Source organism: Streptomyces yangpuensis (genome assembly GCF_001005295.1).
GTDB lineage: Bacteria > Actinomycetota > Actinomycetes > Streptomycetales > Streptomycetaceae > Streptomyces > Streptomyces yangpuensis.
Genome location: NZ_LBMK01000003.1, coordinates 225,715 through 250,185, shown reverse-complemented (window position 1 = coordinate 250,185; position 24,471 = coordinate 225,715). Strand labels below are relative to the sequence as shown.

Genomic DNA, 24,471 nt, shown 5'->3' with positions numbered 1-24,471 from the left:
GCCTGCCCGAGGAGTAGTCGTTCGATGAGCGAGCACCGCCGCAAACCGCCGCAGCCCCAGGGCGGGGGGCGGGCCTCCGCCCGCCGCGCCGCCCCGCCGCGCCCCGGCAGGGGTGCCCCGGCCGGACGTGACGTCCCCACCGCGTCACACAGCGGCCCCTACGCACAGCAGCCCGCCCAGGGCAGTCGCGCCGATGCCCGCCGGGCCGCGCAGAGAGGATCCTCGGGCCGTGGCAGAGGAGGCGCCGGCGGCCCGGACAAGCGGCTGATCAACTACCCGCGGTCCGACCGGGACGGCTGGAAGCGCTTCGTGCCCTCCTGGAAGCTGGTCTCCGGCACCGCCCTGGGCTTCTTCTCGGTCATCGTCGCCGGTACGGGCATCGGTATCGCCATGGTGAGCACGCCCGACCCCAACAAAGCGGCCCAGGCGCAGAACAACGTCTTCTACTGGGCCGACGGCAGCCAGATGGTGGCGACGGGCGGTTCGATGAACCGGCAGATCGTTCCCATCTCGAGCATCCCCCGGTCGATGAGGGACGCCGTGATCGCGGCGGAGAACGAATCCTTCGAGACCGACAAGGGCGTGGACCCGATGGGCATCGCCCGCGCCGTGTGGAACATGGGCACGGGCGGCTCCACCCAGGGCGGCTCGACCATCACCCAGCAGTACGTGAAGAACACCTACCTGGACTCCGACCAGACGCTCAAGCGCAAGGTCACCGAGCTCTTCATCGCCATAAGGCTGGGTGTCACGGAGGAGAAGGACACGGTCCTCGCCGGCTACCTCAACACCGCCTACTACGGGCGGGACGCCTACGGCATCCAGGCCGCGGCCCGCGCCTACTTCGGCAAGGACAGCCAGGACCTGAACCCCTCCGAGTGCGCGTTCCTCGCCGCCGTGCTCAAGGGCCCCAACCTCTACAACCCGGACGGCGGCATCGGTGCCGCCGCCACCCCCGAACTCAACGAGGACCGGGCCCGTAAGCGCTGGGCCTGGGTGCTGGACCGCGAGGTCGAGGTGGGCCGCATGGACCCGGCGGAGCGGGCGAAGTACACGGAGTTCCCGGCGCGCGTCGAGTCGGAGCAGGCCCGCGGCATGACCGGTCAGATCGGCTACCTGGTCGACACGGCCAAGGCGTACGTGATGAAGACCAAGGGCATCACCGCCGAGCAGATGGCCATGGGCGGCTACCGGATCAAGACCACCTTCGAGAAGCCCAAGGTGGACGCGATGACGAAGGCCGTCGAGGACATCCGCGCCGGGCTGATCGACGAGAAGAAGCGCCCCGACACCGACACCTTCGTACAGTTCGGCGCGGCCTCCGTGGACGTGAAGACCGGCGCGCTCGTGGCCCTGTACGGCGGCCCGGGCTGGGACAAGAAGTACTTCAGCAACAACGCCAACACCAGCGGTGTCCCCGTCGGCTCGACCTGGAAGCCGTACGTGCTGGCGGCGGCCATGGAGTACGGCACCCAGAACTCCAACGGCAAGGGCATCTCGGTCGACAGCAAGTACCAGGCGAACGACCTCACGGTGATCAACAACCGTGAGGGCAAGCCGCTGCGCGACTCCTCGGGCAACCCGTTCCGGCAGAAGAACGAGAGCCCGACCGCCTTCGGGTACGTGACCCTCAACGAGGCGATGGAGAAGTCCATCAACGTCCCGTTCGCCCAGCTCGTCTTCGACGTCGGCCACGACAAGGTCAAGAACGTGGCGAAGGCCACGGGCATTCTCGAGGAGTCGATCAACCCGAACAACGACGCCTCCTTCGCCCTGGGCACCTCCACCCCCAGCGCCATCCGCATGGCCGACTCCTACGCCACCTTCGCCGCGTCCGGCATGCACCGCGAGCCGTACTCCGTGACCGCGGTCGAGAAGAACGGCGAGAAGCTGTCCGGCTTCGAGCCCCCCAAGGACCAGCGGGCCATGGACAACGCGGTCGCGGACAACGTCACCAAGGTGCTGGAGAACGTCATCGAGAACGGCACCGGCAAGAAGGCCAAGAAGCTGGGCCGGCCCGCGGCGGGCAAGACCGGCACCACCGACGAGAACAAGTCGGCGTGGTTCGTCGGCTACACCCCGGAACTGTCCACCTCCGTGGTCCTCTTCCGTACCGACCCCAACTCGGCCGAGAAGAAGCTGATCTCCATGAAGGGCGTGGGCGACATCCCCTCCCTCCACGGTGGTGACATCCCGGCCGAGATCTGGACCGAGTACATGGGCCAGGCCCTCAAGGGCACCCCGGTCAAGGACTTCCCGGAGGCCGAGGACATCGGTGTCACGGCCGACTCCGCCGGCGCCCCCTCCCCCACGCCCACGGCACCCGTGACGCCGTCCCAGTCCCCGTCCTCGCTCCCGCCGAGCAGCCCGCCGCCGTCCCCGACGCCCTCCAAGGGCGGCCGGCCGTGCAAGCCGTGGGAGCTGTACTGCGACCCGGACACCACGCGCGGGACCACCGACGGAGGCACGGACAGCGGAACCACGACCGGGATCATCGGCGGACCCAGCGGATCGCCGTCCCCGTCGCCCACCGGCCGGCCGGGCCGTCCGGGCGGCCTGACCGGATCCACCACCGGCACGGCACAGGACTGACCCACTCCACCGCCCCGAGGACCGAGGAAGGCCGTCGCACCCGTCGTGCGGCGGCCTTCCCCCGTGCCGGGCCCCGTACGGCAGGATGACCCCCATGACGAAGGTGCACGAGGACCGTCCCGTACGGCCCACGCAGCAGGACGAGGTCGCCGCAGCCGGCAGCGAGCTCATCGGCGGCCCGATCGGCCGCTACGCCCGCCTCGGCGGACACTGGCTGGGGCCGGTGCGCGTCGTGGCCCTCATCGCCATCGGCATGTTCGCGCTCGGCATGGTGCAGAAGGTGCCCTGCTACAACTGGGCGTGGTTCCAGGGCGCGACCTCGCAGTACACCCACGCGTGCTACTCCGACATCCCGCACCTGTACGCGGTCCGCGGCTTCGCCGACAACCTCACGCCCTACTTCGACCGGATTCCCGGCGACATGGAGTACCTGGAGTACCCGGTGCTCACCGGTCTCTTCATGGAGATCGCCTCCTGGCTGACCCCCGGCAGCGGCTCCATGCAGCACCGCGAGCAGATGTACTGGATGGTCAACGCCGGCATGCTGATGGCCTGCGCCGCGGTCATCGCCGTGTGCGTCGCCCGCACCCACCGCCGCCGGCCCTGGGACGCCCTGCTCTTCGCCCTCGCGCCCGCCTTCGCCCTCACGGCGACGATCAACTGGGACCTGCTGGCCATCGCCCTGACCGCGGCCGGGATGCTCATGTGGTCCCGGGGGCGGACGGTCCTCTTCGGGGTCCTCATCGGTCTGGCGACCGCGGCGAAGCTCTACCCCGTCCTGCTCCTCGGGGTCCTGTTCGTCCTGTGCTGGCGGGCCGGCAGGTGGCGTGCCTTCGGCGGTGCGGCCCTGGGCGCGGCCGGCGCCTGGCTCGTGGCGAACCTGCCCGTCATGCTGTTCGCCTGGGAGGGCTGGACGAAGTTCTACACCTTCAGCCAGGAGCGGCCCATCGACTTCGGCTCCGTATGGCTGCTGATCTCCCAGCGCTCGGGCAACCCCCTGCACGACGCCAACACGTATGCGACCGGGCTGACGCTCCTGCTGTGCGGGGCCATCGGACTGCTCACCCTGACCGCCCCTCGCCGCCCCCGCTTCGCCCAGCTCGCCTTCCTGGTCGTCGCGGCCTTCATCCTCTGCAACAAGGTCTACTCACCGCAGTACGTGCTGTGGCTGATCCCGCTCGCCGCGCTGGCCCGGCCGCGCTGGCGGGACTTCCTGATCTGGCAGGCCGGCGAGGTCGTCTACTACCTCGGCATCTGGTTCTACCTCGCCTACATCAACAGCGGCGACAAGCACCAGGGGCTGCCCGTGGAGGGCTACCAGCTGGCGATCGCCGCCCACCTGCTGGCCACGCTGTACCTGTGCGCCGTCGTCGTCCGCGACATCCTGCACCCGGAGCACGACGTCGTCCGCCGGGACGGCTCGGACGACCCCTCCGGCGGCGTCCTGGACGGCGCCGAGGACGTGTTCGTGCTGTCGGACGCAGCGAGGGCGCCGCGGTACGCGACGCCCTCGGAGGGACAGCGGGTCGACTGGGGTGCCGGCCCCGGGAACTGACCGGGACGGTTCAGGAGTCGAGCAGCCGGTCGAACTGCGTGGTGGTGTGCCGCAGGTGCGCGACCAGCTCGTCGCCGACCTTCGGCTCGGCCGCGTCGGCCGGCACGAACAGGATCGACACCTGCATGTGCGGCGGCTCGGCGAACCAGCGCTGCTTGCCCGCCCACACGAACGGCGACAGGTTCCTGTTGACCGTGGCCAGGCCGGCCCGGGCGACCCCCTTGGCGCGCGGCATCACACCGTGCAGCGCCTTCGGGGCCTCCAGACCGACACCGTGCGAGGTACCGCCGGCGACCACGACCAGCCAGCCGTCCGAGGCGGCCTTCTGCTGGCGGTAGCCGAACCGGTCGCCCTTGGCCACACGGGTGACGTCGAGCACCGAGCCGCGGTACTCGGTCGCCTCGTGGTCGCCCAGCCACAGCCGGGTGCCGATCCGGGCCCGGAAGCGGGTCTGGGGGAACTGCTGCTGGAGCCGCGCCAGCTCCTCGGCCCGCAGGTGGCTGACGAACATGGTGTGCAGCGGCAGCCGGGCCGCGCGCAGCCGGTCCATCCAGCCGATGACCTCCTCCACGGCGTCCGAGCCGTCCGGGCGGTCCAGCGGCAGGTGCAGGGCGAAGCCCTCCAGCCGTACGTCCTCGATCGCGCCGTGCAGCTGGCCCAGGTCCTGCTCGGAGATGCCGTGGCGGCGCATCGAGCTCATGCACTCGATGACCATGCGGGCGCCGACCAGGCTGCGGACGCCTTCCAGCGAGGACACCGAGCGGATGACCCGGTCCGGCAGCGGCACAGGCTCCTCACCCCGGCGGAACGGGGTGAGGACGAGCAGGTCGCCGCCGAACCAGTCCTTGATGCTGGCGGCCTCGTACGTCGTGCCGACCGCGAGCACGTCGGCGCCCATCCGGGTCGCCTCCTCGCACAGCCGCTCGTGGCCGAAGCCGTAGCCGTTGCCCTTGCAGACCGGGATCATCCCGGGGAACTGGTCCTGGACCTGCTTCTGGTGCGCACGCCAGCGCGCGGTGTCGACGTAGAGCGTGAGCGCCATGCCCGTCCGGAACCTCTCCGATGAAGCTGCGCGGTGCAGCGGGACTGTGTGGGGAAAACGGGTGGATCGGGGTCAGCGACGCGACATGTAGATGTCGAGCGCCTTGTGCAGCACCTTGTTCAGCGGGAAGTCCCACTCGCCGACGTACTCCACGGCTTCGCCGCCGGTACCGACCTTGAACTGGATCAAACCGAACAGGTGGTCGTTCTCGTCCAGCGTGTCAGAGATTCCGCGCAGGTCGTAGACGCTCGCACCGAGCGCGTACGCGTCGCGCAGCATCCGCCACTGCATCGCGTTCGAGGGCCGGACCTCACGCTTGTGGTTGGCGGAGGCGCCGTACGAGTACCAGACGTGCTGGCCGACGGTGAGCATCGTGGCGGCGGCCAGCGGCTCCCCCTCGTGCGTGGCGATGTACAGGCGCATCCGGTTGGGGTCCTCGGAGTTGAGGGCCGTCCACTGGCGCTGGAAGTAGCTGAGGGGGCGCGGGCGGAACTTGTCGCGCTCGGCCGTGATCTCGTAGAGGTGCTGCCAGGTCGGCAGGTCGTCGTAGCCGCCCTGGACGACCTCGACGCCGGCCTTCTCGGCCTTCTTGATGTTGCGGCGCCACAGCTGGTTGAAGCCCTTGAGGACGTCGTCCAGCGAGCGGTTGGCGAGCGGCACCTGGAAGACGTAGCGCGGCTGGACGTCGCCGAAGCCGGCGCCGCCGTCCTCGGCCTGCTGCCAGCCCATGCGGCGCAGCTTGTCGGACACCTCGAAGGCGCGCGGCTCGATGACCGAGGCCTCCACGTCGCGTAGGCGCTTGACGTTCGGGTCCTGGATGCCGGCCTTGATGGCCGCCGAGTTCCAGCGGCGGATGACGACGGGCGGACCCATCTTCACTGTGAAGGCGCCCTGCTGCTTGAGGTGGGCCAGCATCGGCTGGAGCCACTCCTCCAGGTTCGGGGCGTACCAGTTGATGACCGGGCCCTCGGGGAGGTAAGCGAGGTAGCGCTTCACCTTGGGCAGCTGCCGGTACAGCACGAGTGCGGCTCCGACGAGTTCATCGGACTCGTTGAACCAACCGAGGTTCTCGGAACGCCACTCGTTCTTGACGTCGGCCCACGCCGGGACCTGGCAGTGGCTCGCCGAGGGCAGGCTCTGGAGGTAACCCAGATGCTGCTCTCGGCTGATGGTCCTCAGGGACAGGCTCATGCGGGGCGTCTCCTCGGCGGCTTCGCTGGCTATGGCGCGAAGCCTACTGCGACAGGGGCGCCACCCTTCTGGGGGACGGGCCGTGGGCCTGGGCCGGAGTCCGGCCGGCGCCCTGCCGAGGAGGTGCCGCGGGCAGCGGGGTCAGCCCCCGAAGAGACCGCCGTGGAACATGCCGAGGTAGAAGCCGATGGCAGATGCGCCAAGGCCGATGATCAGGGCGAAGCGCTCGCGTGTCGTGACGGAGACGAACTGTCCGTACGCGCCGGTCAGGATTCCGATCAGTCCTGCCCAGGAGCTGATCAGGTGCAGGTTGTGGAAGAAGGCCGTGACGAACGCCACGACACCGAGGGTCAGAGTGACCGCCATCAGGGTGTCCTGCAGCGGATGGGGCTTTCCGTCGGTCGAGAGCAGGGAGATCTGAGGGGACCGCATTGCCTGTGCCATCGGAAGGCACCTCCTGGCTGAAGCTGGCGGTGCTGCGGGCTGCCTCCGGCAGGGGGCCGGGGGGCATAGCACCGAGCACACCCGATGGATACAGATTGTGGTCCTCTCCTGCCGGATTTCAACCGGAAGGACGCGAGCAGGTAGTCTGTACAGCTGCGCGGTGTCTGCTCTGTGGACGCCGTGCTCACGCATCACGACCCTCCTGCCACGGAACGACCGTGGCCGCTGAGTCCAAAGGAGGTGGGTTCCACATGCGTCACTACGAAGTGATGGTCATCCTCGACCCCGATCTCGAGGAGCGCGCTGTCTCCCCGCTGATCGAGAACTTCCTCTCCGTCGTCCGTGAGGGCAACGGAAAGGTCGAGAAGGTCGACACCTGGGGCCGTCGTCGTCTCGCTTACGAGATCAAGAAGAAGCCCGAGGGCATCTACTCGGTCATCGACCTCCAGGCCGAGCCTGCGGTCGTCAAGGAGCTTGACCGACAGATGAACCTGAACGAGTCGGTTCTCCGGACCAAGGTCCTTCGCCCCGAGACCCACTGAACTTCGGTTCAGCGGTAATCGGGATCGAGTAGCACAGCAGCCCAGCAGCAATCCCCGCCGAGAGGTTCATCCATGGCAGGCGAGACCGTCATCACGGTCGTCGGCAATCTCGTCGACGACCCCGAGCTGCGCTTCACCCCCTCGGGTGCGGCGGTCGCGAAGTTCCGTGTCGCGTCCACCCCCCGCACCTTCGACCGTCAGACCAATGAGTGGAAGGACGGCGAGAGCCTGTTCCTGACCTGCTCGGTGTGGCGGCAGGCGGCGGAGAACGTCGCCGAGTCCCTCCAGCGAGGCATGCGCGTCATCGTGCAGGGCCGGCTGAGGCAGCGGTCGTACGAGGACCGTGAGGGTGTCAAGCGCACGGTCTACGAGCTGGACGTCGAGGAAGTCGGCCCCAGCCTGAAGAACGCCACGGCCAAGGTCGCCAAGACCACCGGTCGCGGTGGCCAGGGTGGATACGGCGGCGGCGGTCAGCAGCAGGGTGGCGGCGGCTGGGGCGGAGCCCCCGGCGGCGGCCAGCAGGGCGGCGGAGCTCCCTCCGACGACCCGTGGGCGTCCAGCGCGCCGGCCGGTGGCCAGCAGCAGGGCGGCGGCGGGGGCGGCTGGGGCGGAAGCTCCGGCGGCTCCGGCGGTGGCTACTCGGACGAGCCGCCCTTCTAGGGCAGCTCCATCCAAACTTCTTGATCACACAGGAGAGACACAATGGCGAAGCCGCCTGTGCGCAAGCCTAAGAAGAAGGTCTGCGCGTTCTGCAAGGACAAGACCGCGTACGTGGACTACAAGGACACGAACATGCTGCGGAAGTTCATTTCCGACCGCGGCAAGATCCGTGCCCGCCGCGTCACCGGCAACTGCACGCAGCACCAGCGTGACGTCGCCACGGCCGTGAAGAACAGCCGTGAGATGGCGCTGCTGCCCTACACGTCCACCGCGCGATAAGGAAAGGGTGACCGACCAATGAAGATCATCCTGACCCACGAGGTCTCTGGCCTCGGTGCCGCCGGCGATGTCGTCGACGTCAAGGACGGTTACGCTCGCAACTACCTGGTCCCGCGTGGTTTCGCGATCCGCTGGACCAAGGGTGGCGAGAAGGACGTGGCGCAGATCCGCCGCGCCCGCAAGATCCACGAGATCGCGACCATCGAGCAGGCCAACGAGGTCAAGGCCAAGCTCGAGGGCGTGAAGGTCCGTCTGGCCACCCGTGCGGGTGACGCCGGTCGTCTCTTCGGCTCCGTGACCCCGGCCGACATCGCCACGGCGATCGAGGCTTCCGGTGGCCCGAAGGTCGACAAGCGCCGCGTTGAGCTGGGCTCCCCGATCAAGACCCTCGGTTCGTACCAGGTCTCCGTGCGTCTGCACAGCGATGTGGCCGCGAACGTGGGCATCGAGGTCGTCGCCGCCTAAGGGCTGCACGCGAAGGGCCGCACCCCGCTGGGGTGCGGCCCTTCGCCGTTTCGAGTTCCCCGCGCCGGGCCCGGGCCGTGGTCATGTTTCACGTGAAACATGACCACCCCGGCGTTGTTTCACGTGAAACACCTACCGGGTGGCACCCGCGACCGCCCATCGGCCGGAGCGGGCCCGCAGCTGCAGGGTGACCATCCGGACCAGCATCATCAGCGTCATGGCCCACCAGAGCGTCGTCAGACCGCCACCCAGGGCCGGGACGAGCAGCGCGACCGGAGCGAAGACGGCAAGCGTCACGAGCATGGCCCGGGCCAGGTAGGGCCCGTCCCCCGCGCCCATCAGGACCCCGTCCAACACGAAGACGATGCCGGACACGGGCTGGGAGAGGGCCACGACCAGCAGGGCGGACAGCAGGGCGTTCTCGACCGCCGGGTCGCTGGTGAACAGCGGAATGAAGACGGGGCGGGCCAGGACCACCAGCAGGCCGAGCACGATGCCCGTGGCGATGCCCCACTGCACCATCCGGCGGCAGACGGCCTTCGCGCCCTCCGCGTCCCCCGCTCCCAGGTAGCGGCCGATGATCGCCTGCCCGGCGATGGCGATGGCGTCGAGCGCAAAGGCGAGCAGGCTCCACAGGGAGAGCAGGATCTGGTGGGCCGCGATGTCGGCGTCGCCGAGCCGGGCGGCCACCGCAGTCGCGATCATCAGGATGGCGCGCAGCGACAGGGTGCGGACCAGGAGCGGAGCACCGGCCTGGGCACAGGCGCGGATGCCGGCGCTGTCGGGACGCAGGGAGGCTCCGTGCCGACGGGCTCCGCGTACGACCACGAAGAGGTAGGCGGCCGCCATGGCGCACTGGGCGAGGACGGTGCCCCAGGCGGAGCCGGCGATGCCGAGGCCCGCACCGTAGACGAGCGCGACGTTCAGTGCCGCGTTGAGGGCGAAGCCGCCGATGGCGACATAGAGGGGTGTGCGGGTGTCCTGGAGGCCGCGGATGACACCGGTCGCGGCCAGGACCACGAGCATCGCCGGGATTCCGAGGGCGGAGATGCGCAGATAGGTGATCGCGTGCGGGGCGACGCTGTCCGAGGCGCCGAAGAGGGAGATCAGGGAGGGAGCGGCGGGCAGGACGACGGCGACGACGGCCACGCCGAGCAGGAGGGCCAGCCAGATGCCGTCCATGCCCTGCCGGATGGCTGCCTGCAGGTCTCCGGCACCGACCCGGCGGGAAACGGCGGCCGTGGTGGCGTAGGCGAGGAAGACGAAGACGCTCACGGCGGTGGTGAGCAGGGCGGCGGCGATGCCGAGGCCGGCCAGCTGGGGGGTGCCGAGGTGTCCCACGATGGCGCTGTCGGCGATCACGAAGAGGGGCTCGGCGACGAGGGCGCCGAAGGCGGGGACAGCGAGCGCGAAGATCTCTCGGTCGTGCCGTCTCGGCCCAGCCTTGGGTGCTGCGAGGGCCTGGGTCATTCGCCCAATCTAATCTTCCACAGGTAATGGACGCAACCTCGAATGGATCCTTACTGGTTGCGCTGACTCGGACGTTCTTCCCGCCCGGTTGGAGGCGTTCTCGGGAGCGCGCCGAAGAAATTTCCCCCACACGCTCGGTGGAAGGCGAAATCCCAGGTCAGGTGGGGTAACCGGGTCTCCCGGGTGATTTTGTCCACAGCGTCGTCCCCCGGTCCGTGCACAGCTTCGGGGGAGTTACCCACAGCATTGGCGCCGTCGTCCACATCTCATCCACAGAGCCTGTGGATAACAAGATTGGCTGACGCCGCTCGCGGCCCTACCGTGGTGCGTTGCCCGACTCGCCGACAGCCGATTCGGGTGCCCCGAATGTCAGAGCCGTGTCGTAGAAAGAGCCGCACGGCGAGGTCCGCTTTGCGGACGGAGGAGGCGGCCCGGTGAGCATGCCCGAGCCCATGGACGACCCCTGGGCCGACAGCGGTCCGAGCGACCGTCTGCCCGCCCGGCCGCGCCGTAACAGCGAAGGCCGGGGCCGCGGCGACGAGCAGCACGACCGGGGCCGCGAGGGCGGTTCCTGGGACGGCGGCGGTGGCGGCTTCGAGCGCGTCCCGCCGCAGGACCTCGACGCCGAGCAGTCGGTGCTGGGCGGCATGCTGCTCTCCAAGGACGCCATCGCCGACGTGGTCGAGGTCATCAAGGGCCACGACTTCTACCGGCCCTCGCACGAGACGATCTACCAGGCCATCCTCGACCTGTACGCCAAGGGCGAGCCGGCCGACCCGATCACGGTCGGCGCCGAACTGACCCGTCGCGGCGAGATCAGCAAGGTCGGCGGGGCCTCGTACCTGCACACGCTGGTCCAGTCCGTGCCTACGGCGGCGAACGCCGAGTACTACGCGGAGATCGTCCACGAGCGGGCCGTCCTGCGCCGCCTCGTCGCCGCCGGTACGAAGATCACGCAGATGGGTTACGCCGCCGACGGCGACGTCGACGAGATCGTCAACAGCGCCCAGGCCGAGATCTACGCCGTCACCGAGCAGCGGACCTCCGAGGACTACCTGCCGCTCGGCGACATCATGGAAGGCGCCCTCGACGAGATCGAGGCCATCGGTTCGCGCAGTGGGCAGATGTCGGGCGTGCCCACCGGCTTCACCGACCTGGACTCGCTGACCAACGGCCTGCACCCGGGCCAGATGATCGTCATCGCCGCACGTCCGGCCATGGGCAAGTCCACGCTCGCGCTGGACTTCGCCCGCGCCTGCTCCATCAAGAGCAACCTGCCCAGCGTGATCTTCTCCCTCGAAATGGGGCGCAACGAGATCGCCATGCGCCTGCTGTCGGCCGAGGCCAGGGTGGCGCTGCACCACATGCGTTCGGGCACTATGACGGACGACGACTGGACCCGGCTGGCCCGCCGGATGCCCGACGTCTCCGCCGCCCCGCTCTACATCGACGATTCCCCCAACCTGTCGATGATGGAGATCCGGGCCAAGTGCCGTCGGCTCAAGCAGCGCAACGACCTCTCGCTCGTGGTCATCGACTACCTCCAGCTGATGCAGTCGGGTGGCTCGCGCCGGCCCGAGAGCCGACAGCAGGAGGTCTCGGACATGTCCCGAAATCTGAAGCTGCTGGCGAAGGAGCTGGAGGTCCCGGTGATCGCGCTCTCCCAGCTGAACCGTGGCCCGGAGCAGCGGACCGACAAGAAGCCGATGGTCTCCGACCTGCGTGAGTCGGGCTCCATCGAGCAGGACGCCGACATGGTGATCCTGCTCCACCGCGAGGACGCCTACGAGAAGGAGTCACCTCGTGCCGGTGAGGCCGACCTGATCGTGGCCAAGCACCGTAACGGCCCCACCGCGACGATCACGGTCGCCTTCCAGGGTCACTACTCGCGCTTCGTGGACATGGCCAACACATAGCATCCGATCATGGATGAGCTTGCCGAGGACCGTGAACTGCTTCCTGCCACCCGGCGTGCGCTGAGGCACCGGATCGCCGTCGCACAGAGCACAGGACGGGCCCCGTCGGTCGTCGCGGCCGTACTGCGCGGCGGAGAGGTGGTCTGGGAGGGGTCCCGGACCTCCGTCGAAGGGCACGGCCCGGACGGGAACGTCCAGTACCGGATCGGGTCGATCAGCAAGACCTTCACCGCCGTCCTCGTCATGCGCCTGCGTGACGAGGGGCTGCTGAGGCTCGACGACCCGCTGGACAAGCACCTCCCGGGGACCGCCGTCGGCCAGGTGACCATCGCCCAACTGCTTGCCCACACCGGCGGACTGGCGGCGGAGACCCCCGGCGAGTGGTGGGAGCGCACCCCCGGCTCGCAGCGGCCCGAGCTTGCCGACGTGCTGGGCGAGGAGCCCTTCAAGCTAGCCCCGGGCACCAGGCACCATTACTCCAACCCCGGTTACACCCTGCTGGGTTCGCTGGTGGAGGCGCTGCGCGGCAGGCCCTGGGAAGAGGCCTTGCGGGCCGAGGTGCTGGAACCCCTCGGCCTGGACCGTACGAGCGGACTGCCGCAGGCGCCGCACGCCGGCGGCTGGGCGGTGCACCCGTGGGCCGACGTGATGATGCCCGAACCGCTGGAGGACCTGGGGCTGATGGCCGCGGCCGGTCAGCTGTGGTCCACGAGCCGGGACCTCGCACGGTTCGCCGCCTTCCTGCTGCGCGGTGACGAGCGGGTCCTGAGCGCGGAGTCCGTACGGGAGATGCGCCGCCCGGCGGCCCCCCCGGAGCCCGGCCTCTCCGACCTCGGCTACGGGCTGGGGATGCAGCTGACGGCCCAGGGCGCGCGCAGGCTGGCGGGCCACAGCGGTTCGCTGCCCGGGTTCGTCGCGGGGCTGTGGATGAGTGAGACGGACGACGTGGCCGCCGTGGTGCTGGCCAACTGCACGTCGGGGGTGCCGGCCTCGGCCGTGGCGGTCGATCTCGTCGGGATCGTGGCGGACGCGGAGCCCCCGTTCCCCCGCCCGTGGCGGCCGTTCACGGCCGCGGATCAGGTGCCCCTCGAACTGTGCGGCCCCTGGTACTGGGGGACTTCGGCTCACGTGGTGCGGCTGCTCGCGGACGGATCCCTGGAACTGGGGCCGGTCGCTGGGGGTGGGCGCAACGCCCGGTTCCGCTCCGAGCCCGACGGCAGCTGGACCGGGCTGTCGGGGTACTACGCCGGTGAGACGCTGCGGGCGGTCCGCCGGGAGGACGGCTCGGTGAGCCACCTCGATCTGGCGTCGTTCGTGTTCACGAGGGAGCCTTACGACGCCGCTGCCCCGGTGCCCGGCGGTGTCGACCCGCAGGGCTGGCGCGGGATCGGCTGAGGGCCCGGAAGCCCGTCTCAGGCGACGAGTTCGCGCTCCAGCGGGGTACGGAAGCGCGGGGTGACCCGGGCGTCGCCCACCCAGGCGGCGAGGCGCGCGGCCTCGGCGGCGATCGCCTCCTCCGCGGTCCGGCCGGGGTCGCCGAGCAGCCGCCAGACGATCTCGCCGTCCGGGCGCTGGGCCCAGCCGCCGACGATCTCGCCGTTCCACCACACGGTGGGACCGATATTGCCCGCGTAGTCGAAGAGGGCGGGCCTGTGGGCGGCGTCGAGGTGGAATCCCCGGTCGGCCCAGCCCATGCCGGCCGGATCGAGCGCGGGCAGCAGCGCCGCCCAGGGCTCGGGAGCCGGTTCGGGTGCGGTGTCCCCGGGGCTCACCAGGGCGGTACTGCCGTCTTCGAGTCGCACCTGGTCGGGACCGACGGCGGCGAGGGCCTTGCGGACCTCGGTGAGGGTCCAGCCCGTCCACCACTTCAGGTCGGCCTCGGTGGCCGGGCCGTACGCGTCCAGCCAGCGGCGGGCGATCTCGGCGCGGGCCTCCGCGGCCGGTACGGCGGGCCAGGGTGCGGTGTGGACCCACCGGAACTGGCTGGAGGTCCACGATCCGCGCGGCCGGTCGCGGCGGATCCTGCCGTCGGCGGCCAGCAGACGGATGACGCGGGTGGCGACGCCCTGCTCCGTCTCGTACTTCTTGCCCCGGCTGACGGTGATCTTCCGGCGCAGCGCGGGCACGGCTGCGGAGAGCTGACTGCCGGTAAGGGGCCCGCTGGTGTCCAGGGTGTCCAGAGTGGCGGTCTCCGCCCCGGCCAGCCATGCGGCGTCGAGACCCTGCCCGTCCTCGGCCAGGTGCTTGAGGAGGGTGCGGCGCTCCTTGACCGCGATGGCGCGGGCGGTCGACGCGTCGACGTACGGGGCGAGACGCGTCGACACCGCGAAGAGGGTGTTGCGCATGCTGAGCAGCCGCACGAGGCGGACGTCCTCGTAGAGCGCGTACTCGACCGCTCCGGGGCCGCCCACGGCCAGCCGGGCCCGGACGGAGAGGAAGACGGTCGCGGCGTCGGTGGCGTGCAGAGCGACGACGGAGTCCGCAGCCTCCGCGACCGTCGCGGCGTGGGCCGACGGGGCCAGACGGTGGCGTCGGCCGAGGCGGTTCCGGCGCTCGGTGGTACCGAGGAGGGGGAGACGGGCGCTCATCCTCCCGATCGTAGGCCGGGCCACCGACACCACGGTGCGGCCCGGCCCACGATCCTGCCGGTCACAGCTGGAGCTTGAACCCGACGTGCGAGGCGGTGAACCCGAGCCGTTCGTAGAAGCGGTGGGCGTCGGTCCGGGTCACGTCCGACGTGAGCTGGACGAGTGCGCAGTTCTCGGCCCGGGACTTCTCGATCGCCCACTCGATGAACCGGGTGCCCAGTCCGCTGCCGCGCTCGTCCGCGTGGACACGGACGCCTTCGACGATGGCGCGGGTGGCTCCCTTGCGGGAGAGGCCGGGGACGATCGTCAGCTGGAGGGTGCCCACGACACGGCCGGCCCGGACGGCGACGACCACATGCTGGTTCGGGTCGCCGATGAGACGTTCCAGAGCCGTGCGGTACGGGGTGAGGTCGTCCGGGGACTCGCGGGTCGCACCCAGCGGGTCATCGGCGAGCATGGCGACGATGGCGGGCAGATCGGCCTCGGTGGCCGGCCGGATCACCAACGCGGGAGAGTCGGTCACGACGGGAACCCCTCCTCAGCCCGCGGCCACGGTCAGCGGCGCCCAGCGGCGGGTCCAGTCACCGGGCAGCCCGGGGATGTCCCGTGTCATCACGGCGTTGAAGGAGACGGACTCCAGGCCGCGTTCCTTGAGCCACGCGAGCAGTTCCTCGTGCCGTACGTCGACATCGGTGCGCAGCACCCGGTCCGTGCCCCTGGCGAGAGCGGTGACCAAGGACCTGGCGGTATCGGTGTCCCGGGCGATCAGGGGGCCGATGACATGGGTGTGCATATTGGGCCAGGCCGCCGCGTATCCCGTGAGCGTGCCGTCTGTCCGGTCCTCGGCGACGAGCAGCTGGTCGGCGAAGGCGGGCAGCCGCGTGATCATGTGCGTACGGTCGGCGCCGAAGACCTCGGCGTCCAGGCGCAGGATGCGGGGGAGGTCTTCCGCGACCGCCCGTCGTACCCGAGCGGTGCCGTGCGCGCCGGAGGTGTCCTCCCGGAAGGCCCCCACCAGCATTTCGGCGCGCCCCGTGGTGTTGAACCCGAGCTCCTCGTAGAGCGGGCGCCCATAAGGAGTGGCGTGCAGGGTGAGCGGGACGCCCTTGAGTACGTCGTTGCAGATGTGGGTCATCAGGGCGCGTCCGAGCCCCTGGCGTGCATAGCGGTCGGCCACGAGGACCATGCCGATGGCGGCGAGTCCGGGGCCGGTGGAGGTGTTGCCGTAGTGGGTGACGACGCAGGCGGCGGCGAGGCCCCGGCCGTCCGGGGCATCGATGCCGTAGCCGCTTCCGGCGGCGAGCAGCAGTCCCCACTTGTGGTCCTCGCGGAGCCAGCCACGATCTTCGGACAGGTCGGCGCAGCGGTGGAGATCGTCCACGGACAGCGCCCGGATCGGCAGATCGGTGATGTGTGGTGGTGTCACCGGCCCAGACTGGATCATGGGCCGGGAGTCGTCCAGAGGATTTGGGCCGATGTTTCACGTGAAACCGCTCATGTTTCACGTGAAACATGAGCTGCACGGGCGGCCGCGCCGGGCGGTGTTTCACGTGAAACACGGTGTTTCACGTGAAACCGAGCCACTAGCCTCGACAGCTATGACGCGCCTGCACCTCTTCGACCTCGACGGCACGCTGATGTACGGCTCGGCGGCTCCGGTGGAGATCTCCCGCCAGCTCGGGGTGAGTGCCGAGATCGCCGCGCTGGAGCGGTCCTTCTCCGCGCGGGAGATCGGGCCGCACCAGTTCTCGGTGGCGGTTCACGCGCTGTGGGCCGAGTTGACGCCGCAGCACGTCAGGGCGGCGTTCGAGGGGGCTCCCTGGCTCGCGGGCATCCGCGATGTCTGGCAGGAGATCCGCGGGCGCGGGGAGTACTGCGCGGTGGTCTCCCTGTCCCCGTCCTTCTTCGTGGAACTGCTGCTGGAGTGGGGCGCTCATGCCGCCCACGGCTCGGTCTTCCCCGAGGTGCCGTTCACCCGGCCCGTGGAGGAGGCCGGGATCCTGACTCCCGAGGGCAAGGTCATGGTGGCCGACCGGCTGTGCGAGCAGTTCGGTGTGACCCGCGGCGACTGCGTGGCGTACGGGGATTCGGGGACGGACATCCACCTCTTCGAAGCGGTGTCCGTTTCTGTGGCGGTCAACGCGCGACCGCATCTGGCCGCGCGCGCGACCCATGTCTACGAGGGGCGGGATCTGCGGGAGGTATACCAGCTCGTGGCCGTGGCGCGCCCGGGAGTTGACGCATCTTAGGAGGAAAGTGGGTTCGAATCGCGGATTTTCTGCGTTTCCCCGCAGGCCTCTGGGGCGGCTGGCACGCTGTGAAACCGGGAACCACGGATTCATGACCGTGGCGTGTGCACACCGACCGAGATGCTCGAAGCGAGGCACCGCATGGACGCTCCGCCCACCAGATCGGCCAGACGCGAAGCGGCCCGGATACCCTCCGAGGGCGAAGCGGCCGAGCCCTCACCGGATGCCGTACTCATCCGCCGGACCCTCGCGGAGATCGCCCCGGTCGCCGACAAGGTGACCTCGTACTTCTACGCTCTGGTCTTCACCGGGCACCCGGAAGTGCGGGGCATGTTCCCGGCGGCCATGGACACCCAGCGCGACCGCCTGCTGAAGGCGCTCCTGACCGCCGCCGAGCACATCGACAATCCCGACGTGCTCGCCCCCTACCTCTGCCGACTGGGCACCGGACACCGCAAGTACGGCACCATGGCCTACCACTATCCCGCGGTCGGCGAGGCCCTCGTGGGAGCACTGGCCCGGTTCGCGACGCAGAGCTGGGGGCCCGAGACCGAGGCCGCGTGGGTGCGGGCGTACACCGCGATCTCCCAGATCATGATCGACGCGGCGGCGGCGGACGAGGTGAAGGCCCCGGCCTGGTGGCACGCGGAGGTGGTCTCCCACGACCTGCGCACCCCGGATATCGCGGTGCTGACCGTCCGCCCCGATCAGCCGTACGCCTTTCTGGCCGGCCAGTACGCGAGCCTGGAGACCCCGTGGTGGCCGAGGGTCTGGAGGCACTACTCCTTCGCCTCGGCACCCCGTGCCGACGGGCTGCTCTCCTTCCACGTCAAGGCCGTCCCGGCGGGCTGGGTCTCCAACGCCCTGGTGCGCCACGCCCGCCCCGGGGACGTGCTGCGCCTGGGACCGCCGGCCGGGTCGATGGTGGTGGACCACACCACCGACAACGGGATGCTCTGCCTGGGCGGGGGCACCGGTATCGCCCCGATCAAGGCATTGATCGAGGATGTGGCCGAACACGGCGAGCGCCGTCCCGTCGAGGTGTTCTTCGGAGCACGCAGCGACAACGACCTGTACGACAAGGACACACTGCTGGGGCTGCAGCGCTCGCACCCGTGGCTGTCGGTGCGGCCGGTGGTGGGCGACGGGCTGGCGGGACAGCTGCCGCAGGCCGTGGGCGAGCACGGGCCGTGGAGCTCCTACGACGCGTTCATCTCGGGACCGCCCGCGATGATCCGCAGCGGGGTCGACGAGCTCCTGCGCATCGGTATCCCCGGCGAGCGGATCCGGCACGACGCGGTCGAGGAACTGGTGGGCATCGCCGGATGAGACCGGCGGGCACGCCGGTCCGGGACCGGCGGCGGCCCACCGGCCCCGGCGCGGTCTCAGCCCAGGTCGGGCGCGTGCATGGCGCGCACGCCCTCGATGTTCCCGTCCAGGTAGTGCCGTAGGGACAGCGGGACGAGATGGACCGCGGCGATGCCCACCCGGCTGAAGGGCACCCGGACGATCTCGTACTCGCCCTCGGGCTCGTCGACCTCGGGGCCGTGCCGCAGGCTCGGGTCCATCGATTCGAGGCGGCAGACGAAGAAGTGCTGCACCTTCACGCCGGTCACCCCGCCGCCGGCAATGTGCTCGACGGTGTCGACGAAGCAGGGCACGACATCGGTGATCTTCGCGCCGAGTTCTTCGTGGACCTCTCGGTGGAGGGCGTCGACGACGGTGGCGTCCGAGGGCTCCACCCCCCCGCCGGGGGTGAGCCAGTACGGGTCGACGCCGGGCCTGGTGCGTTTGATGAGGATCAGGTCGTCACCGTCGAGCAGGATCGCGCGGGCGGTGCGTTTGACCACGGGACGTTCGGTCATGGGAGAAGAGTGGCCCGCCGCTCCGCTTCTGAAACGCGCCAGGGGCCGCAAAACAGGGGGCTCACCAGTGCACAGCGGCGTCCAGGAGACGCTCGCGGGCCCGGGCGAGGTGGGCGAGGGAGAGGCTCCCCGTCCGCAGGACCAGGAACCAGGTGCGCAGCGGTGGTACGGCAGGTTCCGCCACGGCCGCGATCCGGCCGCTGTCGAGGGCCTCCTGGCACAGGTAGCGGGGCAGCACGGCGAGCCCCGCGCCTCCGAGGACGCATTCCAGTACGGCCCGCAGATCGGGTACGACCACGGTGGCGGCCAGGGACCTCGCGTCCGGCAGGGTGTCGAAGACGGCGCTCCAGTACCGGGTGACGAGCGGCAGGGTCTCGTGGACCTCGACGAGCGGGATGCCCTCCAGCGCCCCCGGACCGTCGTCCCGCAGCCGGTCGGTGTCGACGAGGGCGGCCCAGTAGGGGGCGGCGACCAGGACGTGCTCCTCGTCGCACAGGGCGGTGGCGGTGAAGGGGCCACCGCGAGGGCGGGCGGTGGTGACGACGAGGTCGTGGTGGCCGGCGGCGAGCCCGTCGAGCACCGTCCCGGCGTCGCCCTGCAGGGTGGCCCGGAGGGTATGGCCCTGGCCGACCAGGGGTGCGAGGGCGGGGAGCACCCGCAGGGACAGGAACTCGGGCGGCCCGGCGACGTGGAGGGACCGCAGCCCGCCCGCGTCCTCCCGCTCCGCCTCGGTGATCCGGAGCAGGGCGTCGAGGTGCGGGGCGGCCTTGTGGGCGAGTTCGTCGCCGACGGCCGTGGGTGTGACACCGCGGGCCCGGCGGTGGAAGAGAGGCCTGCCCAACTGGCGTTCCAGCGTGCGGATCTGCGAGGTCACGGCGGGCTGGGACAGTCCGAGGAGGGCGGCGGCGCGCGTGAACGAGCCCGCCCGGTGGACGGTGACGAAGGTGCGCAGCAGGGCCAGATCCATCGCGACACCTCTCGGTGGGGGCCTACAACTATAAATATGCAGATAGGCCCCTGTCGCTACCGTGATTGGACTCTGACGCTGAGTCAACTAGCCTTGTCGCGTGGTTCTTCGCGCGCGGAACCCGGGGCGGTCCGAGCCACTAGGGGGGAGGCTCGGACTGCCCTTTCACGACGTGTGCCTGACGTGTGCCAGATGTGCGCCAGACGTGCCCAGCGGTGTTCAGCCGTCCAGACCGGCCGGGGCGACGGCTCGGTCGAGAGCCCGCAGGACGTCCGCGACCAGGTCTTCGGTGTCCTCGGCCCCGGCGGAGAAGCGGATGAAGCCCTCGGGCACGGCGTCTCCGCCCCACCGCCCGCGCCGCTCGGCGGTGGACCGCACCCCGCCGAAACTCGTGGCGTCCTCGACCAGGTGCAGGGCGGCCATGAAGCGCTGTGCGTGGGCCCGGTCGGGCAGGGTGAAGGAGACCACCGAGCCGAAGCCCCGCATCTGACGGGCTGCCGTCTTGTGGGAGGGGTCGTTCGTCAGCCCCGGGTAGCGGACCCCGCTCACCTCACGGCGGTCGCCCAGCGCCTCCGCGACGGCCAGGGCGTTGGTCCACTGGCGCTGCGCGCGCAGCTGGATGGTGGCCAGCGAGCGGTGCGCCAGCCAGGCCTCCATGGGACCCGGAATCGCACCGACGATCTTGCGCCAGCCCCGGACACGGGCCGCGAGTTCCGGGTCGCGGCACACGACGTATCCGAGCAGCAGGTCGCCGTGGCCGGTGAGGCCCTTGGTGCCGCTGGCCACGGAGAAGTCAGCCCCGAGCTCCAGGGGCCGCTGTCCGAGCGGGGTGGCGAGGGTGTTGTCGACGGCGACCAGGGTCCCGCCGGCGTGCGCGGCCTCCGCGAGGCGTCGTACGTCGCACACGTCGAGCCCGGGATTGGACGGGGTCTCGATCCACAGCATCCGGGCCCCGTCGAGGACCTCGAGCTGGGCGTCCCCTCCGGTGGGCGCGGTGCGCACGTGGATCCCGTACGCCTCCAGCTGCTCCCGCAGCAGGGGCAGCGCCTGGTAGCCGTCGTCGGGCAGGACGACGGTGTCGCCGGTGCGCGCCTGGGAGAGGAGGACGGCGGAGACGGCCGCCATGCCGGAGGCGAAGACGATGGTGTGCACGTCCTGGCCGGGGGCCTCCAGCTCTCCGATCGCCCGTTCCAGCAGGGTCCACGTCGGATTGGTGTCGCGGCCGTAGGCGTACGGGCCCTCGACGTCTCCGGGGAGGTGGAAGTGGGCGGCGAAGACCGGCCCGGGCAGGGGCGGTTCGTTCTTGACGACCTCGGGCAGGCCGGCGCGCACGGCTCGGGTGCCGTCGCCGATCGACTCACCGGGTCCTTCGGGGGCGTACTCGTTCACGCGGTGGGCTCCTTCATCGCCTCGCGTACGGCGTCCAGCAGACCGGGGCCGGCCGCCTCGACCAGCTCCAGGCATTCCTCGAACCCCTCCAGCGACCCGTAGTAGGGGTCCGGTACATCGTCGTGACCAGCCCTGGCCGCCGGATCGTAGGACCGCAGCAGCCGGACCTTGGCGGCGTCCTGCGGGGTGGGCGCGAGCGCCCGCAGGTCCCGCAGGTGCCCGGAGTCGAGCGCGATGACCAGGTCCAGGCGGGAGAACCAGGAGGCACGGAACTGCCGGGCCCGGTGGTCCTGGGTGTAGCCGGCGGCCTCCAGGACGGAGACGGTGCGCGGGTCGGCGCCGTCGCCCTCGTGCCAGCCACCGGTTCCGGCACTGTCCACCTCGACGAGGGCGCCGAGCCCGGCCCGTTCCACCTGGGCGCGGAAGACGGACTCGGCCATGGGGGAGCGGCATATGTTGCCCGTGCAGACGAAGCAGACGCGGTACATGTGCGGCCGCGCTCAGTCGTTGTCCAGGACCATGTTCACGGCCCAGGAGACGATGGAAATGATCAGGCCGCCGATCAGCGCCGACCAGAAATTGTCCACATGGAAACTGAGGTCGAACTGGTCGGCCAGCCACGAGGTCAGCATCAGCATCAGCGCGTTCACGACGAGCGTGAACAGGCCGAGCGTGAGGATGAACAGCGGCAGCGAGAACAGCTTGACCACGGGCTTGACGATGAGGTTGACCAGGCCGAAGAGCAGGGCGACCAGGATCAGGGTCAGCGTCCGGCGGCCCGTCGTGCTGCCGTCGTCCAGGGTGATGCCGGCGACCAGCCAGATGGCGACGGCCAGGGCGGCCGCATTGGCGAGCGTCTTGACTACGAAATTCGTCATGTGTCTGATCGTGGCAGAGAAGATCCCGGTGGGACATCCGCAGATCAGCGGATGTGAGGGAACGATCGAGGCAAGGGGCACAACGAGGATGAAAGCCTTCCGGCTTGACGAGCTCGAAGCGGAACGGGCCGCCAACGACGGCGCCTATCTGCAGTTCCTGCGTGAGCGGAACATGTCCGTCGGGCTGTACGCGCTCGACGCCGGCCAGACCGATCCGCAGCGGCCGCACGGTCAGGACGAGGTGTACTTCGTCGTCAGCGGGAGGGCCTCGATCACGGTCGGGGAGGAGACCACCACCGTGGCGCGCGGCAGCGTCGTCTACGTCCCGGCGGGCGTCCCGCACAAGTTCCACCACATCACCGAGGACCTGAAGGTGATGGTGGTCTTCTCCCCGCCCGAGGGCTGAGCCGACCGCGGATGAGGGTCGCGCCCCCTGATCCCCCTAAGGGGCGGATCAGGGGACTCCGGGGGCTCCCGGGCCCCGATCGGAGCCTGCGGACTCCTAGCATCGAGAGCAGGAAGTCAAGGACGGGAAGACCAGGAAGAGGTCGAGGACATGAACGGCATCCGAGAGATATTCGCAGGCATGCCCTGGTGGGTTAAGTGGGTCGCCGTTCCGCTGCTGGCCCTGTTCGTCTTCGGCGGTGTCATCACGAGCATCCTGGGCGCACTGATCTCGTTCGCCTTCAAGCTGCTCCTCTTCGTCGGCCTCGTCGGCGGTCTGATCTTCGTCGTGAAGAAGCTCGGCGGCGGGCGTTCGAAGTCCTCCTCCGGCGAGTGGTAGGCGGCCTCGGGGCCGCTTCCCGGCCTCGGGGGCGGTTACCCCGTTAACCCAGCTGAGGGAACGTGATGCCCTGAGCGGCTCACGGCCCCGGAATCGGTGGATAGAGTCGCGAACTGTGCCGATCCCTGGGCACCGAGAGCCGCTGTCACCGCCTGACCTGTGGTGAAGGCGACGAACCGCCGAGCGCGACCCCCAGGACACGGCATGCGCGGGGGCGGCCCCCGCAGGGCGGGCCACCCCTGAAGGCCCGCAGCCACGCCTGGGGGTGAGCTTTGTCTCCGGTCCACAATGCCGGTGTGCCGACACTGATCGGTTCGGTGCAGAGGGCGCTGAGGCTGCTCGAAGCTGCGGGATCCCACAGCGGGGGAGCCCCGGCGAAGCAGCTGGCGCGTGAGGCCGGGCTCCCGCTCCCCACCGCCTACCACCTGTTGCGCACCCTGACCCACGAGGGCTACCTGCGCAGACAGCGCGGAGTCTTCGTACTCGGTGACGCAGCCGCCAGGCTGGCCGTCGGAGGACTCCAGCAGAAACGTCGCAGCATGATCCTCGATTCGCTCGCGCACTTCCGCGACGCGGTCGGGGCGCCCGTCTACTTCGCGGTCTACCGCGAGGGTGAAATCGAGGTCGTGGGGGTCTCGGACACCCCGGGCAGTCCGGCGTGCGAGGAGTGGGCCGACTTCCGGGAGACCGGTCACGCGCACGCCATCGGGCAGTGCCTGCTCGGCCAGCTCGACGAGAGCGCACGCAGGGACTATTACGACCGGCATCCGGTAGAGGCCATCACCCCTTATACCGTGCGCGATCTGCGCTCCCTGGAGAACCGGATCGGGGCCCTCGGGCGAATGCAGCCTGTAATCGAGAGGCAGGAATATGCCCTCGGCACGGTCTGCGCCGCCATCCCCATCACGGCCGGGGATGCGGCGGCGACCATGGCCATTTCTTTGCCCCTGCACCAGCAAGATCGATTGCTCTATGTAGTCGATCGGCTACGGAGTGAAGTAGGCGCGCTGCTGAGCACCCTCTCCTTCTCTATCAGTATCTGAAAACTCACTCCTTGTGATCTGCAAGCGCTTCCACCACTCTTGTCAAGAGGGCCCTGGGGGATCATTCCTGGCCACTTCCACTACAGCGGGGTAGGCAATGCGCGAGTCGGTACAGGCAGAGGTCATGATGAGTTTCCTCGTTTCCGAGGAGCTCTCGTTCCGGATCCCGGTGGAGCTCCGGTACGACGCCCGTGATCCCTACGCAGTCCGCCTGACCTTCCACCTTCCCGGAGACGCGCCCGTGACCTGGGCGTTCGGCCGGGAGCTGCTTCTCGACGGCATCAACAAGCCGTGCGGTGACGGCGATGTGCACATCGCTCCCACCAGCCCCGAGGAGCTGTCCGACGTCCACATCCGGCTCCAGGTCGGCGGCGACCGGGCCCTGTTCCGGGCCGGCGCGGCACCGCTCGTCGCGTTCCTCGACCGTACCGACCGGATCGTTCCGCTCGGACAGGAGCGGAACACCGGGGACTTCGAGGAGCACCTGGACGAGGCGCTCGGCAGGATCCTGGCCGAGTCCGAGCACAACGAGCAGAACGCCGGCTGAACCGC

The 24,471-nt window shown here is 69.9% G+C and carries 26 protein-coding genes; 14 read left to right on the top strand and 12 right to left on the bottom strand.

The features are described 5' to 3' along the window. The first annotated feature begins 24 nt into the window (after positions 1 to 24). On the top strand, positions 25 to 2,592 hold the full coding sequence (locus AAT21_RS16415; protein ID WP_046777638.1) for a transglycosylase domain-containing protein: 2,568 nt from the start codon (positions 25 to 27) through the stop codon (positions 2,590 to 2,592). 94 nt (positions 2,593 to 2,686) lie between these two features. Continuing rightward, entirely contained in the window at positions 2,687 to 4,147 is a 1,461-nt protein-coding gene (locus AAT21_RS16410) for a glycosyltransferase family 87 protein (RefSeq protein WP_046777637.1), read from the top strand. Between the two features lie 10 nt (positions 4,148 to 4,157). Here AAT21_RS16410 and AAT21_RS16405 read toward each other — a convergent pair whose 3' ends face one another. The 3 genes from AAT21_RS16405 to AAT21_RS16395 all read right to left on the bottom strand — a co-directional run bounded on the left by AAT21_RS16405 (position 4,158) and on the right by AAT21_RS16395 (position 6,824). Beyond that, the gene (locus tag AAT21_RS16405) at positions 4,158 to 5,189 is read right to left on the bottom strand and encodes an alanine racemase (RefSeq protein WP_046777636.1); all 1,032 of its coding nucleotides are present in this window, start codon (positions 5,187 to 5,189) and stop codon (positions 4,158 to 4,160) included. A 72-nt stretch (positions 5,190 to 5,261) separates the two neighbouring features. Next, on the bottom strand, positions 5,262 to 6,380 hold the full coding sequence (locus AAT21_RS16400) for a lipid II:glycine glycyltransferase FemX (RefSeq protein WP_030956809.1): 1,119 nt from the start codon (positions 6,378 to 6,380) through the stop codon (positions 5,262 to 5,264). Between the two features lie 141 nt (positions 6,381 to 6,521). Beyond that, complete coding sequence (locus AAT21_RS16395) at positions 6,522 to 6,824, bottom strand: hypothetical protein (RefSeq protein WP_046777635.1); 303 nt, start codon at positions 6,822 to 6,824, stop codon at positions 6,522 to 6,524. A 251-nt stretch (positions 6,825 to 7,075) separates the two neighbouring features. On the opposite strand from AAT21_RS16395, the gene rpsF reads away from it, so the two are divergent. The 4 genes from rpsF to rplI all read left to right on the top strand — a co-directional run bounded on the left by rpsF (position 7,076) and on the right by rplI (position 8,770). Then, positions 7,076 to 7,366, top strand: coding sequence for a 30S ribosomal protein S6 (gene rpsF, locus AAT21_RS16390; protein WP_004950685.1), 291 nt, complete (start codon positions 7,076 to 7,078; stop codon positions 7,364 to 7,366). Between the two features lie 72 nt (positions 7,367 to 7,438). Continuing rightward, on the top strand, positions 7,439 to 8,026 hold the full coding sequence (locus AAT21_RS16385; RefSeq protein WP_046777634.1) for a single-stranded DNA-binding protein: 588 nt from the start codon (positions 7,439 to 7,441) through the stop codon (positions 8,024 to 8,026). Between the two features lie 42 nt (positions 8,027 to 8,068). Beyond that, positions 8,069 to 8,305 carry a 30S ribosomal protein S18 gene (rpsR, locus tag AAT21_RS16380; RefSeq protein ID WP_005315025.1) on the top strand — a complete coding sequence of 79 codons (237 nt, stop codon included), beginning with the start codon at positions 8,069 to 8,071 and terminating at the stop codon, positions 8,303 to 8,305. Positions 8,306 to 8,323: 18 nt separating this feature from the next. Beyond that, positions 8,324 to 8,770, top strand: a complete 447-nt coding sequence (rplI, locus tag AAT21_RS16375; protein WP_030956813.1) for a 50S ribosomal protein L9 — start codon at positions 8,324 to 8,326, stop codon at positions 8,768 to 8,770. A gap of 132 nt (positions 8,771 to 8,902) precedes the next feature. Here the strand turns inward: rplI and AAT21_RS16370 are convergent, their stop codons facing one another. Further along, positions 8,903 to 10,240 (bottom strand): MATE family efflux transporter, encoded by a 1,338-nt coding sequence (locus AAT21_RS16370; RefSeq protein WP_046777633.1) that lies wholly within the window; start codon positions 10,238 to 10,240, stop codon positions 8,903 to 8,905. 452 nt (positions 10,241 to 10,692) lie between these two features. Here AAT21_RS16370 and dnaB point away from each other — a divergent pair, with 452 nt between their 5' ends. Beyond that, entirely contained in the window at positions 10,693 to 12,156 is a 1,464-nt protein-coding gene (dnaB, locus tag AAT21_RS16365; RefSeq protein ID WP_030647415.1) for a replicative DNA helicase, read from the top strand. Between the two features lie 9 nt (positions 12,157 to 12,165). Further along, entirely contained in the window at positions 12,166 to 13,551 is a 1,386-nt protein-coding gene (locus AAT21_RS16360; RefSeq protein ID WP_046777632.1) for a serine hydrolase domain-containing protein, read from the top strand. A 17-nt stretch (positions 13,552 to 13,568) separates the two neighbouring features. On the opposite strand, the gene AAT21_RS16355 is transcribed toward AAT21_RS16360, so the two are convergent. The 3 genes from AAT21_RS16355 to AAT21_RS16345 form a co-directional block, all read right to left on the bottom strand. Next, positions 13,569 to 14,744 carry a winged helix DNA-binding domain-containing protein gene (locus tag AAT21_RS16355; RefSeq protein WP_046777631.1) on the bottom strand — a complete coding sequence of 392 codons (1,176 nt, stop codon included), beginning with the start codon at positions 14,742 to 14,744 and terminating at the stop codon, positions 13,569 to 13,571. A gap of 61 nt (positions 14,745 to 14,805) precedes the next feature. Next, complete coding sequence (locus AAT21_RS16350; RefSeq protein ID WP_079025745.1) at positions 14,806 to 15,267, bottom strand: GNAT family N-acetyltransferase; 462 nt, start codon at positions 15,265 to 15,267, stop codon at positions 14,806 to 14,808. Positions 15,268 to 15,282: 15 nt separating this feature from the next. Further along, entirely contained in the window at positions 15,283 to 16,170 is an 888-nt protein-coding gene (locus AAT21_RS16345) for a GNAT family N-acetyltransferase (RefSeq protein WP_107081308.1), read from the bottom strand. A 172-nt stretch (positions 16,171 to 16,342) separates the two neighbouring features. On the opposite strand from AAT21_RS16345, the gene AAT21_RS16340 reads away from it, so the two are divergent. Next, positions 16,343 to 16,993 carry an HAD family hydrolase gene (locus tag AAT21_RS16340; protein ID WP_046777629.1) on the top strand — a complete coding sequence of 217 codons (651 nt, stop codon included), beginning with the start codon at positions 16,343 to 16,345 and terminating at the stop codon, positions 16,991 to 16,993. Positions 16,994 to 17,113: 120 nt separating this feature from the next. Then, positions 17,114 to 18,322, top strand: coding sequence for a globin domain-containing protein (locus AAT21_RS16335; protein WP_079025844.1), 1,209 nt, complete (start codon positions 17,114 to 17,116; stop codon positions 18,320 to 18,322). Between the two features lie 56 nt (positions 18,323 to 18,378). Here the strand turns inward: AAT21_RS16335 and AAT21_RS16330 are convergent, their stop codons facing one another. The 5 genes from AAT21_RS16330 to AAT21_RS16310 all read right to left on the bottom strand — a co-directional run bounded on the left by AAT21_RS16330 (position 18,379) and on the right by AAT21_RS16310 (position 22,092). Beyond that, positions 18,379 to 18,858 carry an NUDIX domain-containing protein gene (locus AAT21_RS16330; protein WP_046777628.1) on the bottom strand — a complete coding sequence of 160 codons (480 nt, stop codon included), beginning with the start codon at positions 18,856 to 18,858 and terminating at the stop codon, positions 18,379 to 18,381. A 61-nt stretch (positions 18,859 to 18,919) separates the two neighbouring features. After that, positions 18,920 to 19,825: a LysR family transcriptional regulator gene (locus AAT21_RS16325; protein WP_046777627.1), complete on the bottom strand. Its 906-nt coding sequence runs from the start codon at positions 19,823 to 19,825 to the stop codon at positions 18,920 to 18,922. A gap of 219 nt (positions 19,826 to 20,044) precedes the next feature. Further along, positions 20,045 to 21,214, bottom strand: a complete 1,170-nt coding sequence (locus tag AAT21_RS16320) for a cystathionine gamma-lyase (RefSeq protein WP_046777626.1) — start codon at positions 21,212 to 21,214, stop codon at positions 20,045 to 20,047. Further along, entirely contained in the window at positions 21,211 to 21,702 is a 492-nt protein-coding gene (locus AAT21_RS16315) for a low molecular weight protein-tyrosine-phosphatase (RefSeq protein ID WP_046777625.1), read from the bottom strand. The genes AAT21_RS16320 and AAT21_RS16315 overlap by 4 nt, the downstream gene beginning before the upstream one ends. 12 nt (positions 21,703 to 21,714) lie before the next feature. Beyond that, positions 21,715 to 22,092, bottom strand: a complete 378-nt coding sequence (locus AAT21_RS16310; RefSeq protein ID WP_046777624.1) for a phage holin family protein — start codon at positions 22,090 to 22,092, stop codon at positions 21,715 to 21,717. An 88-nt stretch (positions 22,093 to 22,180) separates the two neighbouring features. Here AAT21_RS16310 and AAT21_RS16305 point away from each other — a divergent pair, with 88 nt between their 5' ends. The 4 genes from AAT21_RS16305 to AAT21_RS16290 all read left to right on the top strand — a co-directional run bounded on the left by AAT21_RS16305 (position 22,181) and on the right by AAT21_RS16290 (position 24,466). Continuing rightward, the gene (locus tag AAT21_RS16305) at positions 22,181 to 22,498 is read left to right on the top strand and encodes a cupin domain-containing protein (RefSeq protein ID WP_030956841.1); all 318 of its coding nucleotides are present in this window, start codon (positions 22,181 to 22,183) and stop codon (positions 22,496 to 22,498) included. 150 nt (positions 22,499 to 22,648) lie between these two features. Further along, on the top strand, positions 22,649 to 22,876 hold the full coding sequence (locus AAT21_RS16300) for a DUF5326 family protein (RefSeq protein ID WP_183066369.1): 228 nt from the start codon (positions 22,649 to 22,651) through the stop codon (positions 22,874 to 22,876). Positions 22,877 to 23,181: 305 nt separating this feature from the next. After that, entirely contained in the window at positions 23,182 to 23,919 is a 738-nt protein-coding gene (locus AAT21_RS16295) for an IclR family transcriptional regulator (protein ID WP_412180327.1), read from the top strand. Between the two features lie 97 nt (positions 23,920 to 24,016). After that, a complete protein-coding gene (locus AAT21_RS16290; RefSeq protein ID WP_046777622.1) occupies positions 24,017 to 24,466 on the top strand; it encodes an SsgA family sporulation/cell division regulator in 450 nt (149 codons plus the stop codon). Positions 24,467 to 24,471 lie beyond the last annotated feature (5 nt).

Bases quoted from the DNA above. Each gene is read 5' to 3' on its own strand.
- AAT21_RS16305 (WP_030956841.1), top strand. From the start codon at position 22,181: ATGAAAGCCTTCCGGCTTGACGAGCTCGAAGCGGAACGGGCCGCCAAC.
- AAT21_RS16340 (WP_046777629.1), top strand. From the start codon at position 16,343: ATGACGCGCCTGCACCTCTTCGACCTCGACGGCACGCTGATGTACGGC.
- rpsR (WP_005315025.1), top strand. From the start codon at position 8,069: ATGGCGAAGCCGCCTGTGCGCAAGCCTAAGAAGAAGGTCTGCGCGTTC.
- AAT21_RS16335 (WP_079025844.1), top strand. From the start codon at position 17,114: ATGCTCGAAGCGAGGCACCGCATGGACGCTCCGCCCACCAGATCGGCC.
- AAT21_RS16405 (WP_046777636.1), bottom strand. From the start codon at position 5,189: ATGGCGCTCACGCTCTACGTCGACACCGCGCGCTGGCGTGCGCACCAG.
- AAT21_RS16355 (WP_046777631.1), bottom strand. From the start codon at position 14,744: ATGAGCGCCCGTCTCCCCCTCCTCGGTACCACCGAGCGCCGGAACCGC.
- AAT21_RS16325 (WP_046777627.1), bottom strand. From the start codon at position 19,825: ATGGATCTGGCCCTGCTGCGCACCTTCGTCACCGTCCACCGGGCGGGC.
- dnaB (WP_030647415.1), top strand. From the start codon at position 10,693: ATGGACGACCCCTGGGCCGACAGCGGTCCGAGCGACCGTCTGCCCGCC.
- rpsF (WP_004950685.1), top strand. From the start codon at position 7,076: ATGCGTCACTACGAAGTGATGGTCATCCTCGACCCCGATCTCGAGGAG.
- AAT21_RS16395 (WP_046777635.1), bottom strand. From the start codon at position 6,824: ATGGCACAGGCAATGCGGTCCCCTCAGATCTCCCTGCTCTCGACCGAC.
- AAT21_RS16300 (WP_183066369.1), top strand. From the start codon at position 22,649: ATGAACGGCATCCGAGAGATATTCGCAGGCATGCCCTGGTGGGTTAAG.
- AAT21_RS16290 (WP_046777622.1), top strand. From the start codon at position 24,017: ATGCGCGAGTCGGTACAGGCAGAGGTCATGATGAGTTTCCTCGTTTCC.
- rplI (WP_030956813.1), top strand. From the start codon at position 8,324: ATGAAGATCATCCTGACCCACGAGGTCTCTGGCCTCGGTGCCGCCGGC.
- AAT21_RS16415 (WP_046777638.1), top strand. From the start codon at position 25: ATGAGCGAGCACCGCCGCAAACCGCCGCAGCCCCAGGGCGGGGGGCGG.
- AAT21_RS16310 (WP_046777624.1), bottom strand. From the start codon at position 22,092: ATGACGAATTTCGTAGTCAAGACGCTCGCCAATGCGGCCGCCCTGGCC.
- AAT21_RS16385 (WP_046777634.1), top strand. From the start codon at position 7,439: ATGGCAGGCGAGACCGTCATCACGGTCGTCGGCAATCTCGTCGACGAC.
- AAT21_RS16330 (WP_046777628.1), bottom strand. From the start codon at position 18,858: ATGACCGAACGTCCCGTGGTCAAACGCACCGCCCGCGCGATCCTGCTC.
- AAT21_RS16360 (WP_046777632.1), top strand. From the start codon at position 12,166: ATGGATGAGCTTGCCGAGGACCGTGAACTGCTTCCTGCCACCCGGCGT.
- AAT21_RS16400 (WP_030956809.1), bottom strand. From the start codon at position 6,380: ATGAGCCTGTCCCTGAGGACCATCAGCCGAGAGCAGCATCTGGGTTAC.
- AAT21_RS16410 (WP_046777637.1), top strand. From the start codon at position 2,687: ATGACGAAGGTGCACGAGGACCGTCCCGTACGGCCCACGCAGCAGGAC.
- AAT21_RS16370 (WP_046777633.1), bottom strand. From the start codon at position 10,240: ATGACCCAGGCCCTCGCAGCACCCAAGGCTGGGCCGAGACGGCACGAC.
- AAT21_RS16315 (WP_046777625.1), bottom strand. From the start codon at position 21,702: ATGTACCGCGTCTGCTTCGTCTGCACGGGCAACATATGCCGCTCCCCC.